The organism is Flavobacterium sp. AC267, assembly GCF_979258715.1.
Genome location: NZ_OZ409875.1, coordinates 681,541 through 704,569, shown reverse-complemented (window position 1 = coordinate 704,569; position 23,029 = coordinate 681,541). Strand labels below are relative to the sequence as shown.

Genomic DNA, 23,029 nt, shown 5'->3' with positions numbered 1-23,029 from the left:
GTTTTTTGTTTGAAACAAATATAACAAAAATGAGTAAAAAAAACGGCATTAAACTTAAAAGTCAATGCCGTTTTAATTATTTAGGATGGTTCTTTATTAGTTGAAAGAGTATCTAGCTCCAACTTGCATTTGCCATCTTGCTGATTGTAAACCTACATCATCAATTTGGTTGATGCTGTTTGCAACATTTGGATTAAAGTTAAATGTTGGAGTAGTTCCATCAGCTAAGAAACCAACTTGCTGTAACATTAATGCTTGATCATTTGTAGCAAAGTATCTTCTTCCCCAGTTTTTGTTTAACATGTTTGTGAAGTTGAAAACGTCAGCTGTAAATTCTAATTTATGGCTTTTGTTATTCACATTGATTTTAAACTCTTGAGCTAATTTTAAGTCAATTACATGGCTCCAAGCTAAACGATCACCGTTACGCTCTGTGTATTTACCTCTTCTGCTTTCTAAGTATTTATTACCTGAAATGAAGTTGTCAAGAGCTTCCCATTGTTGATCTGGTGTTAAAGTATTTCCTGTAACAGTAACTAAGTTAATTTCACCTCTGTTTGCTGGTACGTATACTAAAGCTGAGTTTTGGAATGTATCACCTAAGATTCTACCATTATCGTTGTATACATAACTAAATGGAGTTCCTTGAGCACCTTCGTAGTATAAACCTACTGTAGTTTTCATGTAATTGTTCCATTTGAATTTGATAGAAGAGTTAGCCATAACTCTTGAACCTTGTTCGAAATCTGATCTAGTTACACCAGGAATTACATTAGAACCGTTTACAGTTTCCATGTATTGCCATTGTGAACTGTTTTGAGAACTTGTAGCATCCATCCAAACATTAGATTCTCCATAAGAGTAAGTTGCAGAAATGTTTGCATCAATAAAATCTGATTGGAAGTATTTAGTCAATGTTAAATTTGTATTCCAAGCGCTACCAGCTTTTTTGTTAGAAGCTAAGTAAATACCTTGGTATTTGCTGTCTATAAGTACACCATTGTATCTTGGTCTTACATCAGCACCTGTAGTGTATGATTGTGGACCTGCAACGTTTAAGTTTTGGTATTGAATTGCATTAAGATTATCATTGTAGATAGCTTCTGCAGTTAATACTAAACCACCAGGAAGTTTACGGTCAAAAGCAAGACTCGCTTTTAAAACTTGTGGTAATTTGAAATCTTTAGCAAATAAGTCGATGTTACCACCTGCTTGTCCGCTTCCAGGAAGTGGTCCTAATGGAACACCATTGTTGTAAAGTTGACTGTCTACAGAAGTATTTGGGTTAAAGAATGGAGCACCAGCAGTAGTTCTAATATCAATAGCATTTTGAGAAATACCGTTGTTGTTATAAGCTCCACCTGGCCATACTAATGGTACTCTTGATGTAAATACACCAACACCTCCACGTACTTGAGTTTCTTTATCTCCGTTTACGTCATAGTTAAATCCAACTCTTGGAGAGAAGTGAACTGTATTTTCGATAGCTTGTCCAACTCTTGCTCCTTTTAAATCTTTTCCTGCGACTTCTAATAAACCTACAGTTCTAGTGTTGAAATCTGTGTTTACGTTACCGTCTTCCCAAACTGGCATGTCAGCACGTACACCAATAGAAACTCTAAAGTTATCAGTAACTCTAATGTTATCTTGAACATATAAACCATATTGGTTCATGTTAAATTCTGCAAGCACCTTGAGAATCGTCTCCTGAACCACCAAACAATGAGTATCCTAAACGGAATCTGATTGGTTTAGCATTATTCATGAAGTCATTTAAACTGTTAAATTGGTAGTAACCGAAGTTTCTTGAGATAAATACGTTTTTAGCGTAAGAAAATTCATTGTGAGTACCGATAAGGATATTATGTCTTCCAGTGTTAATCTCGAAGTTATCTGTAACAGTAAGAATTCTTTGGTTTAATAAGTTTGCAGTTGAGTTAGTCTCAGCTCCAAAGTAAATATTTCCAGAACCATCTCTAATTTCTACAGTTGGGAACGGATTTCCTGAAGGATCTCTGTCATCATTAACTGAAGTATATCCAACTACTAAGTTGTTTGAGAATTTGTTACTAATTCTTGCATTCCACTCAAGAGAAGAAGAGTTTGTAGTAGATGTAAATTCTTGCGCACCATTTGTAAAGTTTAATGATGTTGCAGTAGAACGGTATGGTGAAAAGTTTGTTGCTTTAACATAACTGTTCTTAACAGAGATTTTGTGATTGTCGTTAAGGTTCCAGTCAACTTTAGCAATTAATTTATCAGAAACTAAAGTTTGAGTGTTATTGCTGTAACCACCTGGGTTGTAACCGTAATTAGTTCCTAAATAGTTTGTCAATGCATCAATTCTTTGTTGAGCAACTGCACCACTGTAAGGAGTTGTACCATTTACACCAATGTTTCCAGTATAATTGTTGATATCAAAGGGAGCTGGTGTTTGGTTGTCTTGTCTTTCGTAATTGATGAAGTAGAATAATTTATCTTTTATGATTGCTCCTCCAGCTCTTACACCGTAAGTTTGAGCTGTAAAGTCAGCTAATTTTTTTCTTTCAGCAGTACTGCTTGATCTTTGTGGAGTTTTTCCAGCTAAAGATTGATCTCTGTATAAGAAATAAGCAGAACCATCAAAGTTATTTGTTCCAGAACGTGTAATAGCACTAATTGCTCCTCCAGCAAATCCTGATAATTTAACATCGTAAGGAGAAACACTCACTTGAAATTGCTCAATTGCATCTAATGAAATTGGAGAAACCCCTGTTTGTCCACCGTTAGTACCGTTTGCGACTAATCCGAAAACGTCGTTGTTTACAGCACCGTCAATGTAAATTGCGTTAAATCTGTTATTTTGTCCACCAATTGAGATTACATCATCCCCACGTAATTGTGCTTGTGGTGTAAGTCTTGCGAAATCGGCAATATTTCTAGATAAAGATGGTAATTCGTTGATCTTGTCGTGATCGATAATTGTTTGAGCTCCAGTCTTTTTTGAGTTAAAAGTTGGGTCTTTTTTCCCAACAACTACAACTTCACTAAGTTGGTTTGTTTCGTCTTTTAAGACAACTTTTAAGTTTTTAGAATCACCAAGTTGTAAATAAACTCCTGACTCTGTGTAGGTTGTGAAACCAATGAAAGTCACTTCAATTTTGTAAGGACCACCAACACGCATGTTAGAGATTCTAAAGTGACCATCAAAATCCGTTGTGGTTGAATAACGGCTACCTGAAGCCTCGTGAACTGCTAGAATCGTTGCACCTGGAAGGGACTTGTTTTGCGAATCATTAACAACTCCATTGATAGAGGAAGTTGTATTACCTTGCGCATAAATATCTCCTGCATAAATAAACGCTAAAAGCAGTAAGAGAAACTTTGACAATTTTTTCATCTGTTTTGTTATTTGTTTTTGGCAAAATTATAACAAATAACTCAGATAATGTTATCGAAATGTTAAGAAAAATAAGTTTTGTATTTTGTGTTGCGCATTAAAATGAATTTTTCTCTTTTCGTTAAAAAAAACTTTATTTTCTTAAATTTATGCAAGTGTTTTTTGTTAAAAATGTAATTATTTGGATTGTGTTGTAAGTGGAAACGTGCAAATGAACTCCATTTTAGTGCTTTTTGTCGGTATTTTACATATAAAAAACGCCTTAATTAGGATTAAATTAAGGCGTTTCAGTTTGTTATGAAATTTTTAAATAAAGGTTTTTTATTTGTTTTTCAAGAAGTGGTTTAATAAAAACGAAGTTGAACTATCATGACTTTTAACAGTCTTGGAGTTAATTTCATCTAAAATCGAATTAGCAAGCTGTTTTCCTAATTCAACACCCCATTGATCAAAGCTGAAAATATTCCAGATTATACCTTGAACGAAAATTTTATGTTCATACAATGCAATTAAAGAACCTAAACTTTTTGGTGTAAGCTTTTCAATTAAAATGGTGTTGGTAGGTTTGTTTCCAGTAAAAACCTTGAATGGCAATAAATAAGCGACTTTTTCTGCATCAAGTCCTTGTTTGTCAAATTCCGCTTGAACTTGTGCGGGAGTTTTTCCATTCATTAAAGCTTCAGTCTGCGCAAAAAAGTTCGACATTAATTTATCGTGATGATCTTCGTTTCCGTACAATGGTTTTACAAATCCGATAAAATCTGTTGGGATTCTTTTTGTTCCTTGGTGAATTAATTGAAAGAATGCGTGTTGGGAATTCGTCCCAGGCTCTCCCCAAATAATTGTTCCTGTTTGGTAATTAACAGGTTTTCCATCACGGCCAACGCTTTTTCCGTTACTTTCCATAGTTGCCTGTTGTAAGTAAGGAGCTAGTTTTGATAAATATTGTGTATACGGAATCAAAGCTTCACTTTCGGCACCATAAAAATTATTGTACCAAACGCTTATTAAAGCTAAAATTACTGGAATATTTTCGTCTAATTCTGTTGATTTGAAATGTTCGTCCATTTCGTTTGCTCCAACTAATAATTCGTTGTAATTATCAAAACCAATTGCCAAGGCAATACTTAAACCAACTGCACTCCAAAGAGAAAATCTTCCTCCAACCCAGTCCCACATCGGGAAAACGTTGTCGGGATTAATTCCGAATTCGGTTACTTTTTGAATGTTTGTTGAAACCGCCGCAAAGTGTTTTGCAATATCTTCCTGAGATGCCGATTTTAAAAACCATTCTTTAATGGTTTCTGAATTTGAAAGTGTTTCCTGAGTTGTAAAAGTTTTAGAAACAATTACAAATAAAGTAGTTTCAGGGTTTAATTTTTTGATTACTTCATTTACGTGATCACCGTCAACATTTGAAACGAAATGTAAGTTTAAATGATTTTTATAAAATTGTAAAGCTTCCACGGCCATAACAGGTCCAAGGTCAGATCCACCAATTCCGATATTAACCACATCAGTAAAAGCTTTTCCTGTGTATCCTTTTCTTTGTCCAGAAATCACTTCTTCTGTGAAGCTTTTGATTTTATTTTTTACTTCATATACTTCAGGAATCACATTTTCTCCATCAACTTTAATCACTGCCGATTCTGGAGCACGTAATGCAGTATGAAGAACTGCACGGTTTTCTGTTTTGTTAATTAATTCTCCTCCAAAATAATCAGCAATTGCATTTTTTAATCCAATTGAATTTGCTAATTCTAATAAAAGCGAAATAGTTTCCTGACTGATATTATTTTTAGAATAATCTACTAAAAAGTCATTCCATTGCAAGTTGAATTTTTCAACACGCGCACTATCTTGTTGAAACAATTCTTGTATTGTGGTTTCTTGAATTGCGTTAAAGTGGTTTTGCAGATTTTTCCACGCTTCAGTCCCTGTTGGGTTTGTTGTGTTTAAAGCCATTTTATCTATAATTGAGTTTGTTCTATGAAACACAAAAATACTGAAATAACTTTTAAAAGGGTAGCGGTTCGAGATTATATAACAATTAGTTACGAAAACGTTTTATGAGTTCTGGTTGCTTGATTTATTCTATTTTTATCTTTTTCCACGCTGTAACTAAGTTTCCATCGACAGTCATGTCGCTAATCTCAAAATAACTAAGATGGTTTTTTGAAGTTTTCTTAAACAACTTTTTAAAATCTTTATCAATAAGGTACTTATCGTTTAAAACAAAAGGAAATGATTTTATTTCATTCCATTTGTTGTTTTTTAAGCTATATATAATAATTGCTTTATAACGACTTGCGCAGGAAGAATAATATTGGGCAATTTCGCTTTTTCCATCTTCATCAATATCTCCAATATTTATTATACTTGCGGGATGACAGCAGTTAGAGTCAGTTGTGATTCTTGGAATGTTATTGTCGGTAAAATAATAAGAATCGCCTTCTTCGCAATAATTTAATGCATGTAAAACAAATACCGCGTCCGCTTTTTTATCTCCATTTAGGTCTCCTAAATTATTAAATCCTTCATTGTAAAATTCATTAAATAATTTCTTTGAAAGCCTAATAGGGTAACATTTCTTTTTTTCTGCTTCAGCTTCATATTTTGAAATGTCTAATGTGAATTTTCCTTTGAGGATGGAATCATTTATAAATTGAATGTCATTTGATAGAACAAAGCCTTTAGTTGTTCCATTTTTTATAGCTTTTAACTGTTCGTCGTAAGAAAGTATTTTGGGTTTAGAAATAACGATATGAGAATCTGTTTGTGGAGAAGTATCTTTTTTCTTTTCACAAGATGAAAGGCTAAGAAAAATTAGAAACAAAATAAATATTCTCATGGTTTTTAAGAGAGTTTTTGTGTTGAAATTATTTTGATGAAAATGTGATTTAAGCTTTTTTTAGTTTTAAAATTTACCAAATCTTCCACCAAGGTTTTTTATTAATCTCAATAGTTTTCTTGGCAGTATTAATTTCAATCCTTTTTACAGGATCTGTTTTGATTTTAGAATCATCAAAAAACAATTCTCCATTTTCGTTCATTCCGATTGGTGACTTTGTTCTTTCTTTCCAAGATTCTGTCTGCAGTTCGGGGACTAAAGGTAAATGGATTTTTTTAGCGAACTTTTTTCTCGCATTTTCTATAATTTCTTCTTCCAGATTTGAAGTGGAGTTTTTAAAAAGTGAAATTGAAATATCGGGTATGTTTAAAAGAAAGATCTGTGTTTTGTCTTCAATTTTCTGAATGTCCAATACTTTGAAATACGCAATAGAGTCTAAAAGGAAATGACCAATTTTTGCGGAATCAGGATTAAATTTTGATAAATCTTTTGGATGTGCACTTGCGATTAAATATCGTAAATTTCCAGAAATGCCTCCGCCAATCGAGCTCATGTCAGTAAAACCTTTTTCTTGAATTATTTGCCCAATTTTGTACTTTAAAATTAAATCATCAGATAAATTAGTGTCGCGATAATATAATTTTAAACCTGAAAAAGTTTCATGATAAAGTTCTTTAAGACGAGCATTTTTCATGTTTTTCTATTTTTAGAATTGAAATTTTAATAACGCCATTTTCTAACTATTGCTTTTCCAAATAATTTCTCTGCAATTTCTTCTGTCCATTCTTCTACTTCATCTTGGCCTATTTCTCCAAAAAGATCAGCTTGCGCAAAAATTAAACAGCCTTTGATATAATCGTCAACGTTATCAAACATTTTTGTAAGATAGGGACGGGTATCATGATCGTAATAATAAATTTCTTTAGTTTTACTATGAAAGCAGAACATGTTACCATTTCCTAAATAATCACTAAATGAAATTAAAAATGGCAATGAGATTTGATCTTCTTTTGTGAATTCTGGTCCGTAAGAATTATCTTCACTCCAAAGGTTTTTTATCCAATTTATGGTTTCAAAATTTTGTAATTCTTCACCAATATCAGCAAGTCCAAAAGTATTATAAAAAAGCTTTAAGCCTTCTGGAAGAGTTGTTCCCAAACGATTTTCTAAAGCATCTATTTCTTCTGTTAAAATGGGGTTTTTCAAGTCATTGCTCCAGTTTTCAGCAATTGATTCAATAATTATTTTTGATTTTTCTTGCCAGTTTTTGTCTCCTATTTTTTTAAAAGGAATGATAATGTCTTTTTTTTTGTTTATTTCTATCATTTGAATTCTTATTTATTGCAAAACATGATTTGTTGAGATATCATTTTCTCTTGCAAAAATAAGTATTTTTTCTTACAAATTACCAATGCTGTCCAATTCTCTTTTCAAAGGTTCAATTTGCTCGCATAAAACGAGTTCTGTCATTTCCAGTCAGAGATTCTCCCGTTGGAAGATTCAATCGAAGTGCATCGACTTGAACGCCATTTTTCCAGAAACGATAACATACGTGAGGTCCAGAAGCTAAACCAGTACTTCCTACTAAACCAATTGTCTGACCTTGTGTTACACGTCGCCCGCGTCGAACTAGGATTTTTGACATATGTAAATATTGAGTAGAGTAGGTTCCGTTATGTTTTACTTTTACAAAGTTTCCGTTACCAGCTGTGTATCCTGTGGTTTCTACAACTCCAGAAGCTGTGGTAGAAATTGGTGTTCCCGTTGGTGCTTGCGTAATCAGTTCCTTTATGTGCTTTCCAAGTATGCTGTACCGGATGAAATCTATTCATGGTGAATCTAGAAGTGATTCGGCTGAATTTAATTGGTGTTTTTAAGAAGAAATTTTTAAGGGTTTTTCCTTCATCATCGTAATATTCAATTTTTCCTGAAGTAGTGTCTCTTTCAAAAGGAAAAGCGTACACGATTTTTCCTTTGTACTCAAAAAAAGCGGCTTCCAATTCTTCGACACCATCGTACGTTTTTCCATTTATAAAACGTTCGGTAAAGATTAGTCCGTAACGATCTCCTTTTTTTAATTTAAAGAAGTCAATAGACCAAGAAAAGACTTTTGTAATTCTGCTTGCTAATGCTGTTTCTACACTTTCATTTCCTAAAGTTTCAGATAATGAACTTTTTAAAACACCGCCAATAATTTTTTCTTTTAAAGTAACAGGTTTTATTTTCTTATAAGCTTTAGCGATGCTGTCTCGTAAATCAATAACGTAATAACTTAAAGCGTCTGGCTGATAAATAAAAACTTCAAGGTTGTTGGTTTTATTTTTGGAACGTAATAATGTAAAAGGTTTGTTGTAACGAATACTTCTAACGTTAAAAGAATCTTTTACCTGCTCTACAATATCGTGTACTTTTTTGTCGCCGATATTTTGACTTTGGATGATCGAGCCAAAAGAATCTCCTTTTGAAATAGTATCATTAACAACATTGAAATCTGCGTAATTAAAACCGAATTCTATTTTTTTGGTTTTTGGTTTAGTAATTTTGATTTCTACCTTTTCTTCGGTTTTTTTACAAGAGAAAATAGAAAACAAGACAATTAAAATTACGACTGCTTTTTTCAAACTTTTTTGGATTTTTGTGGTGAAATTATTCTTCGGTTTCATTTCCCCAATTGGACAATTCTTCTTCGGTCCACAATTTAGGAAAAAAGATGCGTCTTTGGTATTTTGGATGCATATATTTTTGCCAGTCACTTCCTCCAGTCGCTTCACCATTACCTTTTCCGCTTTCCAAAATATATTTTCTTGCAGTATTAAGATGCTTTGCATAACCCAAGTGATATTCACTGTTTTATCGTAGTGACGCATTGTCGCAATTAATTCTGGATTTTGCTGGTCTTTTTCTGGAAGTCTGCGAAAATTTCTGCCAGATATTTTTGGTCTTAAATGTTGCCATCTGTCTCAAAAACTGATCTTTGTATTTGTTTTCGAATTCCTGAAGCAAATAAGATTTTTGTCCTGTATGATAATCTTTTCCAGCGACCTGCCAATATAAGTGTTCAAAACTAGTTTCCAGATCTGTGTTTTCGTCAAAGTTTGCTTTGTATCTGCGATCGGTTAAATTAATAACATCAGTTGATGCAAATTCAATTAATCTATATTGTGCACTTTGAAAACCACTTGCTGGAGTAAGCGTGTTTCTAAATTTCATGTATTGATCAACTTCCATTCCGTTTTCCATGATGCTGAAAGAATTGGTAAGCATATCAAAATATCTGGTAATTCTAGATAATCTTTCGCTGAAAAAATCTACCTCAATATTTTCTTTTTCGGCAATTTGATCAATTTCCCACAAAATCATTTTGAAGATTAATTCATTCACCTGGTGATACATGATAAAAACCATTTCGTCAGGAAGTGTCGTGCGTTGTATTTGTAAATTTAACAATGCATCGGTTTGAATATAATCCCAATATGTAATTGGTTTAGCCCAAAGCAATCCTTCTAATTGAACATCAGTTTTTTGATTTATGGCTTGAAATTTAAGATCAATTTTTTTTAAGATTGCTTCAGAATTATCTGTAGGGTTCATTATTTTTTTGCTTTAAGTGGACTTTGTAATCCTTTATATTCATCGAGATCGGCTTTAAGAGAACCTACGGCCAAATCTGCTTTTATGCGAATTGGAACTTTGTTTACATCGTCTGTTATCCAGAGCGTTAAACTTTCCTTTTCTTTAAATACTCTTCCTGTTTGTACAGAAGGTTTAAATACCATCGTAGAAACCGTCCCAAATTTAGTTGTAATATCCTGACGACCTATATATTTTAACTTAAATTTTGTGATTTCTTCATCAAAAAACATGTCAATAGAAATTGCATCGCCAGATTTTAATTTGTCAATATTTGGATGGTTTCTCAAATAATAAAATGCCGAAACAATATCTTGCACATTTTCAGTAACAATAATCGTTTTTTCTGATTTTCGTTTGTAATCTTTTACCAAAACCCTGTTGTCGTTTTGATTGAAAAAACCTTCCTGATTTTTGGTGTAACCTCCTTCGTCAATTTTTCGAACATAACGATAAGGTTTTCCTGTTTCTTTGTCAAAATAGCTTTCATATAAATCTTCAACTTTAAAGAAAAATTTTGACATACCTGTAGTGTAACCTTTTCCAACAGAATGGTATACCTTTTTATTGTTTACTGTGGCATCTTTTACTTCAAGAGTTGCATAGCCCGCATTGACAATTCCGTAATGAATTCTAAATTTAAAATATTCGCCAGTATCGAAAGCGTCCACTTTTTGAGTATCGAACGCCAGTGTTGTTAGTGCTAATATGATGAGGATGAATTTTTTCATAGTACAATTTTTACATTTCATTATAAAGATAAATAAATGCAAATTCTATTCCAAATGTACCAAAACAAAAAAACTCAGTCAAAGATGACTGAGTTTTTATGCTATTAACTAACCAAAAAACTATAAATTATGAAATTTATATCAATTCGGAAGGAAACCACCCCTTCCTGATTTGCGAGTGCAAAGATAGATAGAAAGTTCAAAAAACAAATAGCCAAAGTCAAGTTTAACATATCATTTGCAAAAAAAGCATCGTTTTTTAGAGAATTGTGCTGTTTTCGATATAAAAATTAACATTTTATAGTGTTCCTCTCAATTCTTGCTCTCTTTCAATTGACTCGAAAAGGGCTTTAAAGTTCCCTGCGCCGAACCCTTTTGCACCCATTCTTTGAATAATTTCGAAGAAAAGTGTCGGTCTGTCTTGAACCGGCTTCGTAAAAATCTGCAATAAATAACCATCTTCGTCAGCATCGACCATGATCGCCAATTTCTCAATTTCGTTAATATCTTCTTTCATCATGTCCATATGAACACCTAATCTTTCTGGAATTGCTTGGTAGTAAGTATGCGGAGGAGCCGATAAAAATTCAACACCGCGTGCTCTTAACTGCGATACTGTTGTAATAATATCATCAGTTGCAATGGCGATGTGCTGAATTCCAGGTCCGCCGTAGAAATCTAAATATTCTTCAATCTGCGATTTTTTCTTTCCTTCTGCCGGTTCGTTGATGGGGAATTTAATTCTTCCATTTCCGTTTGACATTACTTTACTCATCAATGCAGAATATTCTGTGGTAATTTGTTTGTCATCAAAAGATAAGAAATTCACAAATCCCATTACGTCTTCGTAAAATTTCACCCAAGTATTCATTTCGTTCCAACCCACATTTCCAACCATGTGGTCAATATATTTCAATCCCGTTGGTTCTGGATTATAATCAGATTTCCATTCTTTATATCCTGGCAGGAAAATACCATTGTAATTTTTTCTTTCTACAAAAATATGAACAGTTTCTCCGTAAGTGTAAATTCCAGAACGAACAACCTGTCCAAATTCATCTTCTTCAACAGTTGGTTCCATGAAAGAACGTGCGCTGCGTTTGATCGTTTCTTCGTAAGATTTTGTAGCATCTTCAACCCAAAGTGTCGCCACTTTTACACCATCGCCATGTTTTTTCAAGTGATCGTTTATTGGAGAATCTGCCGTTAAAGGTGTTGTCAAAACAATTCTGATTTTATCTTGTTTCAAAACATAGGAAGCTTTGTCTTTTACTCCAGTTTCTAATCCGGCATAAGCCAATGATTGGTAACCAAAAGCAGTTTTGTAATAATGTGCAGATTGTTTTGCATTGCCTACATAAAACTCTACATAATCTGTTCCTAATAATGGAAGGAAATCTTGTGCTCCTTCAAATATTTTTTCTAATCCGTATTCTACTGATTTTACTTCTTTTGACATGATGTTTATTTGTTTAATCGGTTAATCGTTTAATTGATTTTTCCGAAATGTTGTGTTTAAATTTTTTTTTACCGCAAAGAGCGCAAAGATTTTTTATCAATAAGGTTTTGTAAAATTGCTAAGAACGCAAAACTTTGTGAACTTGGTTTGATAAAACTTCATTGAAAACTTTGTGAACTTTGCGAAAAATCCTTTGCGAACTTTGCGGTTAAATTCGATTAGTTACTCTGTCCAGGATTTGTAATATTTCCCATCATCAAGACCCATAGCTTCTTCCGTAACCATTAATGGACGGAACGTATCAACCATAACGGCTAATTCCTGAGTTTCTTTATGACCGATACTACGTTCCATGGCGCCCGGTGCGGGACCGTGCGGAATTCCTTTTGGATGTAAAGTGATATGACCCTGCTCAATATTATTACGACTCATAAAATCGCCATCTACATAATACAGTACTTCGTCAGAATCTATATTGCTGTGATTGTACGGCGCCGGAATTGCTTTCGGATGATAATCGTAAAGTCTTGGGCAGAAAGAACAAACGACAAAAGTTGCCGTTTCAAATGTTTGATGTACCGGAGGCGGTTGGTGAACACGTCCCGTTATAGGTTCAAAATTATGAATTGAAAATCCGTATGAAAAATTATAACCATCCCAACCGACAACGTCAAAAGGATGTGTGGCGTAAACCACTTCGTGAATCATGCCTTCTTTTTTGATTTTAATTAAAAAATCGCCTTTTTCGTCATGTGTTTCCAGTTCGTTTGGCAAAATAAAGTCACGCTCGCAAAATGGAGAATGTTCTAAATGCTGTCCCGATTGGTTTTTATAACGTTTAGGAGTGTAAAAAGGAGAATACGATTCGACATAAAAAAGTCGGTTTTCTTCGGTCTCGAATTCAATTTGGTAAATAATACCACGAGGAATAATCAAATAATCACCATATTCAAATGGAATATTTCCTAACATGGTTCTTAACTTTCCTTTTCCTTTATGGATGAAAAGCATTTCATCGGCATCGGCATTTTTATAGAAATAGTTTCGAAGCGATTCTTTTGGAGCGGCCAAACCAATGATGCAGTCTTTATTGACCAGCATTGCTTTTCGGCTGTCCAAAAAGTCGTTTTCAGGTTTTAATTCAAAACCTTTAAATAATAATGATTTTATATTTTTTCCGATTGCAATTTTAGGCTCAACCGAATAAGAGTTTAAAATTTCTTTTACCTGCGTAGGTCTGTGTACGTGATAAGACAACGACGAATGTCCGTGAAAACCTTCGGTTCCAAACAATTGTTCGTAGTAAAAACCTCCGTTAGGTTTTTCAAATTGGGTGTGTCGCTTTTGCGGAAAGTCTCCGAGTTTGTGATATAATGGCATGGCTTTTCAATTAGATAATTTGTAAATTAGATAATTCGAAAATTTGAATTGTGTGAACAGATAATTTAATCATTTCTTTATTGAATGATTAAAATTATCTCAATTCGATAGCTTACTCAGGATTTCTCTTGATGAGGAATTGAAGATACTCTAATAAACCTGTCCATTTTGTTTTCATTATAACAAATGTCGTAATTTTTTCCGAGTAAAATTAAAAATTATATTAATTATAACTATAAGATATTTTAATTTTTTTGATATAATTTTTACATAGCAAAAAAATAGTACGATTTTATTGAATTATTCTTTGATAAAAGCCTAAAACAAAAATCCGATACTAAACCAAGTAAAGCTTTTTGACATTTCTGGAGACCACGATTGTTTTATTTCAATTGGGCCTATTATAGTTTCCAATCCGTAACCTACGGCATAACCTGTGTATTTTGGCATTGAGATCCAATCGACACCATTAAAAATGTCATTTCCTAAATTGGCAAAGTTGGCCGAAAGGTTAATATGATTTTTTCGGATTATTTCGTAATCCAGTGTAATTCCTGTTTTGATATAACTGTTTCCCGCAATACTTAAAAAGTCATAGCCATAGAAATAATTGAAATTATTTATTTTGCTGTAACCGTAACCTCCTAATATATAGTCAAAAAACGGAACACTGCTGTTTCCAAAAGTAAAACCTGCATCGGCATCAATTTTAAAAGTGGCTTTTGAAAATAATGTATTTACAAAAGAGATTTCAGCTTTTGCCATCGAAAATGGTTTGAAAGTATTCGTATAATCTGAAGATGCCAGATAGGTTTGTAAGTCTGTAGAGAAGTACAATCCTGAACTCGGATAATATTTATCATCAAAAGAGTCATATTTTAAATAAGCAAATGCACTAAAATAATTACTCTTGTCAATTATATTGTCTTCGTTAGAAAGTGTGGGCGAATTTATCTTTAGATATTTATATTCTAAACCACCGCCCATTAAGAACTTCTGTACAAAAATGGTTTGAAAATATGCTTGGTTATTGATATCCATAAAATCAACATTAATTAAATTAACAGTTGGATTATCATAAACGATATTGCTCAAACTTGTGGTTACATTTCGATTGAATTGATTTAATCTAGAACGGAAACCAAAACTGATATTAAAACCATTTTCTACATAATAGTTAAAATCATATCTGAAATTATCGCCAAGAATAATGTCCAGCGAAGTGACATCATTTTTTAAAAACGTTTTTTTATGAGTAAGATTTAATAAAATACCACTTTTATAAAGTCCGTCGTAATGAAGTCCCAGTTTCAAAAATGTTTGTGTTGGGTTTTCTTTTAAAACTAAATCTAAATCATCTTTTTCGCCGTCTGGTCGCAGGCAGTAGGAAATCGTACTAAAGTTTTGCGTAGCATTCAGGTTATTAATTCCGGTTTTTAGATCGCTATATGTAATCGTACTTCCTGGTTTAAAACGTAGTTTACCACGAATATATTCTTTAGTATAATTGTCTAATTTGTCGGTGTTTATTTTCTGAATTTCAAGTGTGTCTGTAGCAACTTTTAATTTTGGCTTTTTGTAAAAAGTAGTTTCATCTGTTAATGTTTTAATTTTTTCATAAACAGCAAAAGCGACTTCTTCACCTTTTCTAATTATCTCTTCGCCTTTATCAAATGAAATTACGCCATAATCACGAATGTCTGGTTTTATATAAACATCAGTGTCTTTTATTTTGTTTTTCATTTTGTCGATGGACTGCAGATTGGTGATTTGAACCAAAATACGAGTAGCATTTTTTAGACTTTTTCTTTTCATTAAATCGTCCTGAACGTCAACGCCAATAATAATATCTGCGCCAAGATTTCGAACTTCTTGTATCGGATAATTGTTTACAACGCCTCCGTCGACCAATAAATTTCCATCTATTTCTACAGGAGTAAATAGGGAAGGAAAAGCGACACTCGCCATCATAGCCTGAACAAGATTTCCTTTATTAAGTAAAACTTCTTCACCCGTTTCAATATTGGTTCCGATGCAAAGAAATGGAGTTGGCAGTTTATTGAAATCCCGAACATGACGCACGTTTCTAGTTAAACTGCTCAAAAGATTGTAGTTGTACATTCCTTTTGAAAGTGCTTCTGGAATGCCGACTCTAAAATTACTAAACGGTAAAATGATTGCATATAATTCGTCATTTTTTTTGCCGTAAAAGTTTTTTGACGAACGCGGAATATAATCGTTTATAAGTTCGTCGAAATTGGTTTTTTTGAAAATAGAATCAATTTGAGAAGCGTTGTAGCCAGACGCGTAAAGTCCGCCAATTACAGATCCCATACTGGTTCCGCCGATAAAATCAATTTTGATTCCGGCTTCTTCGAGAACTTTTAAAACACCAATGTGTGCAAAACCTTTGGCGCCGCCACCGCTTAAAACCAAACCAATTTTTGGTCTTTTCCCACTGTCTTTTTTAGTTTCTTGTGAAAATGATTTTTCTGGGAAAAGTAATAAAAGTGTAAAAAGTACCGATGCCACGCCCCAGATGGAAATGGAAAACCGCGAGAGGCAAAAGGTTATTTTTTCCTGCCAAAAAAGAGCGACCCAAGAAGCTCCTTTTTTTGGGATTGGAAAAAAATCCTTTTGACCGAGTGTTTGTAATGGACAGCTGGTTTAGGCGCATAAAAAATAACTAGTTGTTTTTGTAAAAGTCGGCATTTTTTTTGGCTTTTAATCGATTATCTTAATATGATTCTGATTTTGAAAGTACTAATTTTTTGTTGTGATTGTATTTCCAAATATCGGTATGTGTTCTCGCACCGCCTCTGCGACTTGAGCTTAGTGTTTTTTTAGTTTTGTCCACTTTTACATCGCAAAACATATCGCATTTCGGGTTGTAATTTGTGGGGAATTTTAACGGGTCAAATTGTTTGGTTTTTGGATTAAAAACAAAAATCTGATAAATCGTGTAAACTCCCATTCCGTCATCGGTATGGAAAGAAGCAAAATCGGTATAACCATCAAAGTTGTAATCGTTTATTTCTAAATGCGAATCTTTGCCGGTTATAGAAGCTTCGATATTGTTTATGATTTGAATTTTTCCCGTTTGGGTATTTTTTACTTCTAAACTTTCAAAATTATTAATGTGTTTTACCTCAAATCTGCTGTTGTCTTTCTGCGAAAAAGAAATCGTATTTTGACTATTTGAAATAGAAAAAACGAAGAACAAACAAATAGGTAAAAGATGCATTTTCAAGATCATAAGTTTTCTTTTGGATGATAGAAATTGACAATTTTTTTGGCTCTCGATAATCCAATAACGGCGACTATTTCAGTTTCTGATGCTAATTTCAATCTCTTAACACTTTTAAAATGCTGGATTAACGTAAGCATTGTTTTTTCGCCAATGCCGGGAATGCTTTCTACAGACGAATTGAGCGTCGCTTTGCTTCGTTTGTCTCGGTGAAAAGTAATACCAAAACGGTGCGCTTCGTTTCGCAACTGCTGAATCACTTTTAAAGTTTCGGATTTTTTATCGAGATATAACGGAATCGAATCGCCGGGATAAAAAAGTTCTTCGAGACGTTTTGCAATTCCGATAATGGCAATTTTACCACGTAAACCCAATTCGTCAATACTTTTTAATGCCGATGACAATTGTCCTTTTCCTCCGTCAATAATTATTAATTGCGGTAAAGGCTGGTTTTCATCCAATAATCTTTTGTAGCGTCGGTATACAATTTCGGTCATCGAAGCAAAATCGTCTGGACCTTCAACGGTTTTTACGTTAAAATGTCTGTAATCTTTTTTACTTGGTTTTCCATCTTTAAAAACTACGCAGGCCGCAACGGGATTTGTTCCCTGAATATTCGAGTTGTCAAAACATTCGATATGGCGAGGCTCAACAGGAAGACGCAAATCTTTCTGCATCTGTGCCATAATTCTTTTTACGTGACGATCTGGATCTACAATTTGTAATTGTTTCAATTGTTCAATGCGGTAGAATTTGGCATTTCGAATCGATAAATCTAAAATCTGTTTTTTATCTCCAAGTCGCGGAACGATTGTTTTAATGTTTTCGCCCAAATCCATTTCAAACGGAACAATGATTTCTTTTGATAATAAATTGAAACGTTCGCGAAGTTCTACAATCGCCAGTTCTAGTAGTTCTTCGTCGCTTTCGTCCAGTTTTTTCTTAATGTCTAAAGTATGCGAACGAATAATCGAACCGTGAGAAATCTGCAGGAAGTTAACGTAAGTCGCACTTTCATCGGAAACAATCGAGAAAACATCAATATTGGTAATTTTCGGATTGATGATCGTAGATTTCGATTGATAATTCTCTAAAACTTCAATTTTTTCTTTGATTTTCTGCGCTTCTTCAAATTGTAAATTCTGCGCATAAGTATTCATTAATTTCTTGAAATCCTTTAAACTTTCTTTAAAATTTCCTTTTAAGATTTCGCGAATGGCATTGACTTGTCTTTGGTATTCCTCGAGGGGTTCTAAACCTTCGCACGGCCCTTTGCAATTGCCAATATGATATTCCAGACAAACTTTAAATTTGCCAGAATCGATGTTTGATTTGCTTAAATCGTAATTACAGGTTCGAAGCGGGTACAATTCTTTGATTAAATCCAGAATTGTATACACCATTTTGAAATTGGTGTACGGGCCGTAATATTCAGATCCGTCCTTAACCATTCGTCGTGTTAAAAATATTCTCGAGAAAGGCTCTTTTTTGATGCAGATCCATGGATAGGTTTTATCATCGCGAAGCAGTACATTATAACGAGGCTGTAGCGTTTTAATTAAATTGTTTTCTAATAAAAGCGCATCGGTTTCTGTAGGAACAACAATGTGTTTTATCGTTACAATTTTTCGAACTAAAACATTTGTTTTCTTGGTATCGTGAACTTTATTAAAATAGGAGGAAACCCTTTTTTTTAAATTTTTGGCTTTTCCGACATACAAGATTTTTCCGTCTTTATCGTAATACTGATAAACACCCGGATTGTCTGGCAAAGTTAAAATTTGAAGATCTAAGGTCGGTTTTTGCATTCTATTGTTGTTTCTGGAGATGTTCGAGAAGCTTTTCAAAAACCATTCCGATTTCTAAATAAAGCTTAACATTGAATTAGTTTCAAATTTACGAAATCAAAAGAATAATTTCTATATTTAGATTTTATAATTCCAGATGAAAAATAGTACTCCATTGGTTATTTTTGGCGAATCGATTCTGCCGGGAGAACATAGAACCATAAACGTCGAAATTGCTCGATTACATACTACGACAAAACTGAATATCCCTGTTATTGTACGCCGTTCCAAGCTTGAAGGTCCAACGGTTTTGTTTTCGGCAGGAATTCACGGTGACGAAATAAACGGTGTAGAAGTTGTCCGCCAGCTTATCAGCAAAAAAATTAACAGGCCTACTCGAGGCACTATAATCTGCATTCCGGTAATTAATATGTATGGTTTTGTGAACAAATCGCGCGAGTTTCCAGACGGTCGTGACCTAAACCGCGTTTTTCCCGGAAGCAAAAAAAGGCTCGCTCGCCAGCCGATTTGCCTATCATATTGTTGAAGAAATTTTACCGATTTTAGATTATGCAGTCGATTTTCATGCCGGTGGCGCAAGCCGTTTCAACGCGCCTCAAATTAGAATTACCGAAAACAATCCCGATTTGAAAATTTTGGCAGATGTTTTTAATGCGCCATTTACTTTATATTCTAAAAATATAAATGGGTCTTTTAGAAATACTTCTGAAAAAGCCAATGTCAAAATGCTTCTCTTTGAAGGCGGAAAATCATTGGATATTAATAACGAAATTGCAAATGAAGGTGTTTTGGGTACAAAACGTTTACTGCATTATTTGAATATGCTTGATCCAAAACAATTGGTTGAGCCAGCGATGGAACCTTCTATTTATATCAAAAATTCGGTTTGGCTTCGCGCGAAGTGTTCGGGTTTGCTTTGCACGATTTTAATTTAGTCGGAAGATTTGTAACCAAAGGAACTATCTTGGCCATTATTACAGATCCGTTTGGTAAATTTGAACAAAAAGTAAAAGCACCTCATGATGGTTTTGTGATCAACGCCAATCATTCGCCCATTGTGTACGAAGGCGACGCAATTTATCATTTATCTAAAAGTAATCCTGAAAATGCCGACGAGTAAAAAAGAACTTCGAATTGAATATAAAAATTGCCGCAAAGCACTTTCTTTTGATGAAATAGAAGAAAAAAAGCCTGGTAATTGCAAACCAATTGATTCAGATGCCAATTTGGGATAAAATTTATTATCATGTTTTTCTTCCCATTGAAGAACATAAAGAAGTGAATACCGAATTTATCCTGCACTTACTTTCTGGAAAAGACAAAGAAATCCTAATTTCTAAAAGTGATTTTGACACCAGAAAAATGACACATTTTTTATTAACTGATAATACCAAAATCAAAAAAAACGAATACAATATTCCAGAACCTGTTGATGGAATTGAAGTGCCTTCTTCTAAAGTCGAAGTAGTTTTTGTGCCGCTTTTGGCTTTTGATGTTTTCGGAAACCGAATTGGTTACGGAAAAGGTTTTTACGATAAATTCCTTGCCGAATGTAAACCCGAAACCATCAAAATAGGTCTTTCGTTTTTTGAAGCCGTTAACCAGATTGATGATGTTTTTGAATCTGATATAAAATTAGATTTTTGCGTTACGCCTGATAAAATTTATCAATTTAAATAAAATTAATCCACAGATTAAAAGGATTAAAAAGATTCAAAAGATTAATCCATTTAATCTGTTATAATAAATCTTCATTAAAAACATTTAATAGTTTTTTTTAAATTGCAATACTGTAGAGACGCACAGCAGTGCGTCTACGCAACGTATGTTGACATGGTGAATGCGTTAAACATATTAATTTGAAGGAATGTATAAACGTTTGTGGATATGCTGGATGTTAGATGCACTGCAGTGCATCTCCACATTCAAACTGTTTGCAGAAAAAAACAAAAAAATATTTCCCCGCTGAATGCCTTTAAAATCAAGGTTTCTAATTTTATTTTCACGTAAGAAAAACATTTGTAAAATTCTTGGCATCGAATTTGAATGCTCGGAAATTGCAAATAATCAACTCTAGTACATCCGGAATGCTAGTTCTTATTTGAAAGCAAAAATCTATTACTAATTTTTAAAAAACTACTTTATGAGAAATCTTAATTTCTTTATGATGGCATTCCTTGTACTTACTATTTTCAGCTGTAAGAAAGCGTATGCACCAGACCAAAATTATGAAACAGTTGATTCTCTCTGCGACTGTCACAGATGCAGTTCAAGAGGAAATGTACATTGAACCAAACTCGGAAAGTTATGCCGGACTGGAAGAAAACCCTTTTGAATCTCCGCTTAAAGAACCACTTTCTACTTTTTCTATAGATGTTGATAATGCATCCTACACCAATATTCGAAGATTTATAAACGAAGCACAGAAAGTTCCTAAAGATGCCGTTCGTGTGGAGGAAATGATTAATTTCTTTAAATATAAATATCCAGAGCCTGACGGCCAGCATCCTTTTGCGATTAATACAGAATACAGCGATTGTCCGTGGAATACAAACAGCCGACTGCTAAAGATTGGTTTGCAGGGAAAGAACATTCCAATGGCAAATTTGCCGGCTACTAATCTTGTTTTCTTGGTAGATGTTTCGGGTTCGATGGATGAGCCAAATAAACTGCCTTTACTAAAAGAATCGATGAAGATTCTAGTAAATGAACTTCGCAGTACCGACAAAGTTTCTATTGTGGTCTATGCGGGTTCGGCGGGAGTTGTCTTAGAACCAACGTCAGGTGATAATAAAGACGAAATTATGGATGCTTTTGATGATTTGCATGCGGGCGGAAGCACGGCAGGAGGTGAAGGAATCGAATTGGCTTATAAATTAGCACAGCAAAATTTCATTAAAGAAGGAAATAATAGAATTGTGATAGCTACAGATGGTGACTTTAATGTGGGCTCTTCGACTGATGATGATATGATGAAACTAATTGAAGAGAAAAGAAAATCTGGTGTATTCTTAACAGTTTTAGGTTTCGGAATGGGCAACTACAAAGATTCTAAAATGGAAATTCTAGCTGATAAAGGAAATGGGAATTACGCGTACATCGATAATATTCAAGAAGCAAATCGTTTTTTGGGAAAAGAATTTAAAGGTTCCATGTTTGCGATTGCAAAAGATGTGAAAATTCAAATTGAGTTTAATCCAAAACACGTTCAAGCGTATCGATTGATTGGTTATGAAAACCGTAAACTAAATGCTGAAGATTTTAAAAACGATGCAATTGATGCGGGCGAATTAGGAAGCGGACATTCGGTTACAGCTTTGTATGAAATTATTCCTGCAGGGGTTGAAAGCAATTATGTTCCGTCGGATTTAAAATATACTAAAACCCAAAAAACAGATGCGAATTACAGCGACGAATTGGCAACAGTGAAATTTAGATATAAAAAACCTGATGGCGATAAAAGTCTTGAAATTGTAAATGTAATAGCAGATAGAAAAACAGATCTGCAGAATAGTTCTCCTGATTTCAAATTTGCCACGGCCGTTTCGTGGTTTGGATTAAAATTGCGCGATTCAAAATACATCAGCGAGCAGTTCGAGTTCAGACATCAAAAAATTAGCAAAGTCTGGTTTATATAACGATGAAGATGGTTATAGAGCTGAATTTGTCAGATTGGTTGATGCGGTAAATTAATTGAAATTCCAGTAATAAAAAAATCCCAAATTCCAAAACAATAATTGGAATTTGGGATTTTTTTATTTGCGGTTTTTTTAAAACTTTATTTCACTTCCTTAATTGTCGACGAATCAATCCAGCCTTGTGTTCCATCTGTTAATTCTACTTTTTTCCAGCCTCCAACAGTTTCAAGTACATAAACTTTTGCTCCTTCATGCAATAAAATAATACCGTTGGCAGATTTTTGAGGTTCGCCTCTAACTTGGCTTAACTCAGAAAAAACAATAGCGACACGATCGTTGTCAAAGTGATTTTTTTCAGACATCCCAGCAGAAATACTTAAACCCAAAGCAATCAAAAGGATAAACATTCCGACAAAATAGATTCTTTTTGAAAGCGTTGCCGTCGAAAAATAATAACCAATAAAACTCAGCAAAAACACAAATCCAATTGCAATAGCAATTTTTGCCCAAGTATTATAATCAAAAATAGAAGTGAAGTTCTGAATCAGTTTGGCAAAACCTACTTTAGGAACTTCTTTAATTTCGTCGATGGTCAGCTTTTTAGCAAACTTTAGATTGTTTAAAGTCTCAGGATCATTTGGTTTTAAAACCAGCGCTTTTTCATAATTATAAATCGAAGGCGCAACTTGATTTAGTTTATAATAACAGTTTCCAAGATTAAAATACAATTCAGCCGAATGTAATTTGTCTTCTTTGATGATGTTTTCGTACACCTGTGCGACTTCTTTATATTGTCCTTTTTGGTATAACGCATTTCCTGCTTCAAAACGGCCTTGCGCAAAGAAAACCTGCGATATGAATAAAAAGAGATATAGTATATTTTTCATTTTATTTCTTAAAAAGCCT

Annotated in this window: 11 protein-coding genes and 6 pseudogenes; 3 read left to right on the top strand and 14 right to left on the bottom strand. The window is 33.7% G+C overall.

Going from position 1 to position 23,029, the window contains the following annotated elements; genetic code table 11:
* Window positions 1-96 precede the first annotated feature (96 nt).
* From ACZZ95_RS03790 to uvrC, 13 genes and pseudogenes are all read right to left on the bottom strand, one after another.
* Window positions 97-3,379: pseudogene (locus ACZZ95_RS03790) on the bottom strand (TonB-dependent receptor).
* A gap of 321 nt (window positions 3,380-3,700) precedes the next feature.
* A complete protein-coding gene (gene pgi / locus ACZZ95_RS03785) occupies window positions 3,701-5,344 on the bottom strand; it encodes a glucose-6-phosphate isomerase (RefSeq protein ID WP_463468069.1) in 1,644 nt (547 codons plus the stop codon).
* Between the two features lie 124 nt (window positions 5,345-5,468).
* Entirely contained in the window at window positions 5,469-6,230 is a 762-nt protein-coding gene (locus tag ACZZ95_RS03780) for a hypothetical protein (protein WP_463468068.1), read from the bottom strand.
* A 73-nt stretch (window positions 6,231-6,303) separates the two neighbouring features.
* Window positions 6,304-6,924 carry a hypothetical protein gene (locus ACZZ95_RS03775; RefSeq protein WP_463468067.1) on the bottom strand — a complete coding sequence of 207 codons (621 nt, stop codon included), beginning with the start codon at window positions 6,922-6,924 and terminating at the stop codon, window positions 6,304-6,306.
* Window positions 6,925-6,950: 26 nt separating this feature from the next.
* The gene (locus ACZZ95_RS03770) at window positions 6,951-7,556 is read right to left on the bottom strand and encodes an SMI1/KNR4 family protein (protein ID WP_463468066.1); all 606 of its coding nucleotides are present in this window, start codon (window positions 7,554-7,556) and stop codon (window positions 6,951-6,953) included.
* Between the two features lie 72 nt (window positions 7,557-7,628).
* A pseudogene (locus ACZZ95_RS03765) lies at window positions 7,629-8,851 on the bottom strand (peptidoglycan DD-metalloendopeptidase family protein).
* A gap of 25 nt (window positions 8,852-8,876) precedes the next feature.
* A pseudogene (locus tag ACZZ95_RS03760) lies at window positions 8,877-9,821 on the bottom strand (tryptophan 2,3-dioxygenase family protein).
* The gene (locus tag ACZZ95_RS03755) at window positions 9,821-10,591 is read right to left on the bottom strand and encodes a DUF3108 domain-containing protein (RefSeq protein WP_463468065.1); all 771 of its coding nucleotides are present in this window, start codon (window positions 10,589-10,591) and stop codon (window positions 9,821-9,823) included. Before ACZZ95_RS03755 ends, ACZZ95_RS03760 begins: the two are co-directional and overlap by 1 nt.
* A 298-nt stretch (window positions 10,592-10,889) precedes the next feature.
* Window positions 10,890-12,050, bottom strand: coding sequence for a 4-hydroxyphenylpyruvate dioxygenase (gene hppD, locus ACZZ95_RS03750; RefSeq protein ID WP_463468064.1), 1,161 nt, complete (start codon window positions 12,048-12,050; stop codon window positions 10,890-10,892).
* Window positions 12,051-12,272: 222 nt separating this feature from the next.
* Window positions 12,273-13,430, bottom strand: coding sequence for a homogentisate 1,2-dioxygenase (locus tag ACZZ95_RS03745; RefSeq protein WP_463468063.1), 1,158 nt, complete (start codon window positions 13,428-13,430; stop codon window positions 12,273-12,275).
* A 318-nt stretch (window positions 13,431-13,748) separates the two neighbouring features.
* A complete protein-coding gene (locus ACZZ95_RS03740; protein ID WP_463468062.1) occupies window positions 13,749-15,962 on the bottom strand; it encodes a patatin-like phospholipase family protein in 2,214 nt (737 codons plus the stop codon).
* A gap of 205 nt (window positions 15,963-16,167) precedes the next feature.
* Window positions 16,168-16,686 carry an XAC2610-related protein gene (locus tag ACZZ95_RS03735; protein ID WP_463468061.1) on the bottom strand — a complete coding sequence of 173 codons (519 nt, stop codon included), beginning with the start codon at window positions 16,684-16,686 and terminating at the stop codon, window positions 16,168-16,170.
* Window positions 16,683-18,485, bottom strand: a complete 1,803-nt coding sequence (gene uvrC / locus ACZZ95_RS03730; RefSeq protein ID WP_463468060.1) for an excinuclease ABC subunit UvrC — start codon at window positions 18,483-18,485, stop codon at window positions 16,683-16,685. The genes ACZZ95_RS03735 and uvrC overlap by 4 nt, the downstream gene beginning before the upstream one ends.
* A gap of 136 nt (window positions 18,486-18,621) precedes the next feature.
* On the opposite strand from uvrC, the pseudogene ACZZ95_RS03725 reads away from it, so the two are divergent.
* The 3 pseudogenes from ACZZ95_RS03725 to ACZZ95_RS03715 form a co-directional block, all read left to right on the top strand.
* Window positions 18,622-19,605: pseudogene (locus tag ACZZ95_RS03725) on the top strand (succinylglutamate desuccinylase/aspartoacylase family protein).
* Window positions 19,592-20,165, top strand: a pseudogene (locus ACZZ95_RS03720) (5-formyltetrahydrofolate cyclo-ligase). Before ACZZ95_RS03725 ends, ACZZ95_RS03720 begins: the two co-directional pseudogenes overlap by 14 nt.
* Window positions 20,166-20,773: 608 nt before the next feature.
* Window positions 20,774-22,178 (top strand): annotated as a pseudogene (locus ACZZ95_RS03715) (vWA domain-containing protein); the annotation flags it as partial.
* An 85-nt stretch (window positions 22,179-22,263) separates the two neighbouring features.
* Here the strand turns inward: ACZZ95_RS03715 and ACZZ95_RS03710 are convergent.
* Entirely contained in the window at window positions 22,264-23,010 is a 747-nt protein-coding gene (locus ACZZ95_RS03710) for a tetratricopeptide repeat protein (RefSeq protein WP_463468059.1), read from the bottom strand.
* Window positions 23,011-23,029 lie beyond the last annotated feature (19 nt).

Bases quoted from the DNA above. Each gene is read 5' to 3' on its own strand.
- ACZZ95_RS03755 (WP_463468065.1), bottom strand. From the start codon at position 10,591: ATGAAAAAATTCATCCTCATCATATTAGCACTAACAACACTGGCGTTC.
- ACZZ95_RS03770 (WP_463468066.1), bottom strand. From the start codon at position 7,556: ATGATAGAAATAAACAAAAAAAAAGACATTATCATTCCTTTTAAAAAA.
- hppD (WP_463468064.1), bottom strand. From the start codon at position 12,050: ATGTCAAAAGAAGTAAAATCAGTAGAATACGGATTAGAAAAAATATTT.
- ACZZ95_RS03780 (WP_463468068.1), bottom strand. From the start codon at position 6,230: ATGAGAATATTTATTTTGTTTCTAATTTTTCTTAGCCTTTCATCTTGT.
- pgi (WP_463468069.1), bottom strand. From the start codon at position 5,344: ATGGCTTTAAACACAACAAACCCAACAGGGACTGAAGCGTGGAAAAAT.
- ACZZ95_RS03735 (WP_463468061.1), bottom strand. From the start codon at position 16,686: ATGATCTTGAAAATGCATCTTTTACCTATTTGTTTGTTCTTCGTTTTT.
- ACZZ95_RS03775 (WP_463468067.1), bottom strand. From the start codon at position 6,924: ATGAAAAATGCTCGTCTTAAAGAACTTTATCATGAAACTTTTTCAGGT.
- ACZZ95_RS03710 (WP_463468059.1), bottom strand. From the start codon at position 23,010: ATGAAAAATATACTATATCTCTTTTTATTCATATCGCAGGTTTTCTTT.
- uvrC (WP_463468060.1), bottom strand. From the start codon at position 18,485: ATGCAAAAACCGACCTTAGATCTTCAAATTTTAACTTTGCCAGACAAT.
- ACZZ95_RS03745 (WP_463468063.1), bottom strand. From the start codon at position 13,430: ATGCCATTATATCACAAACTCGGAGACTTTCCGCAAAAGCGACACACC.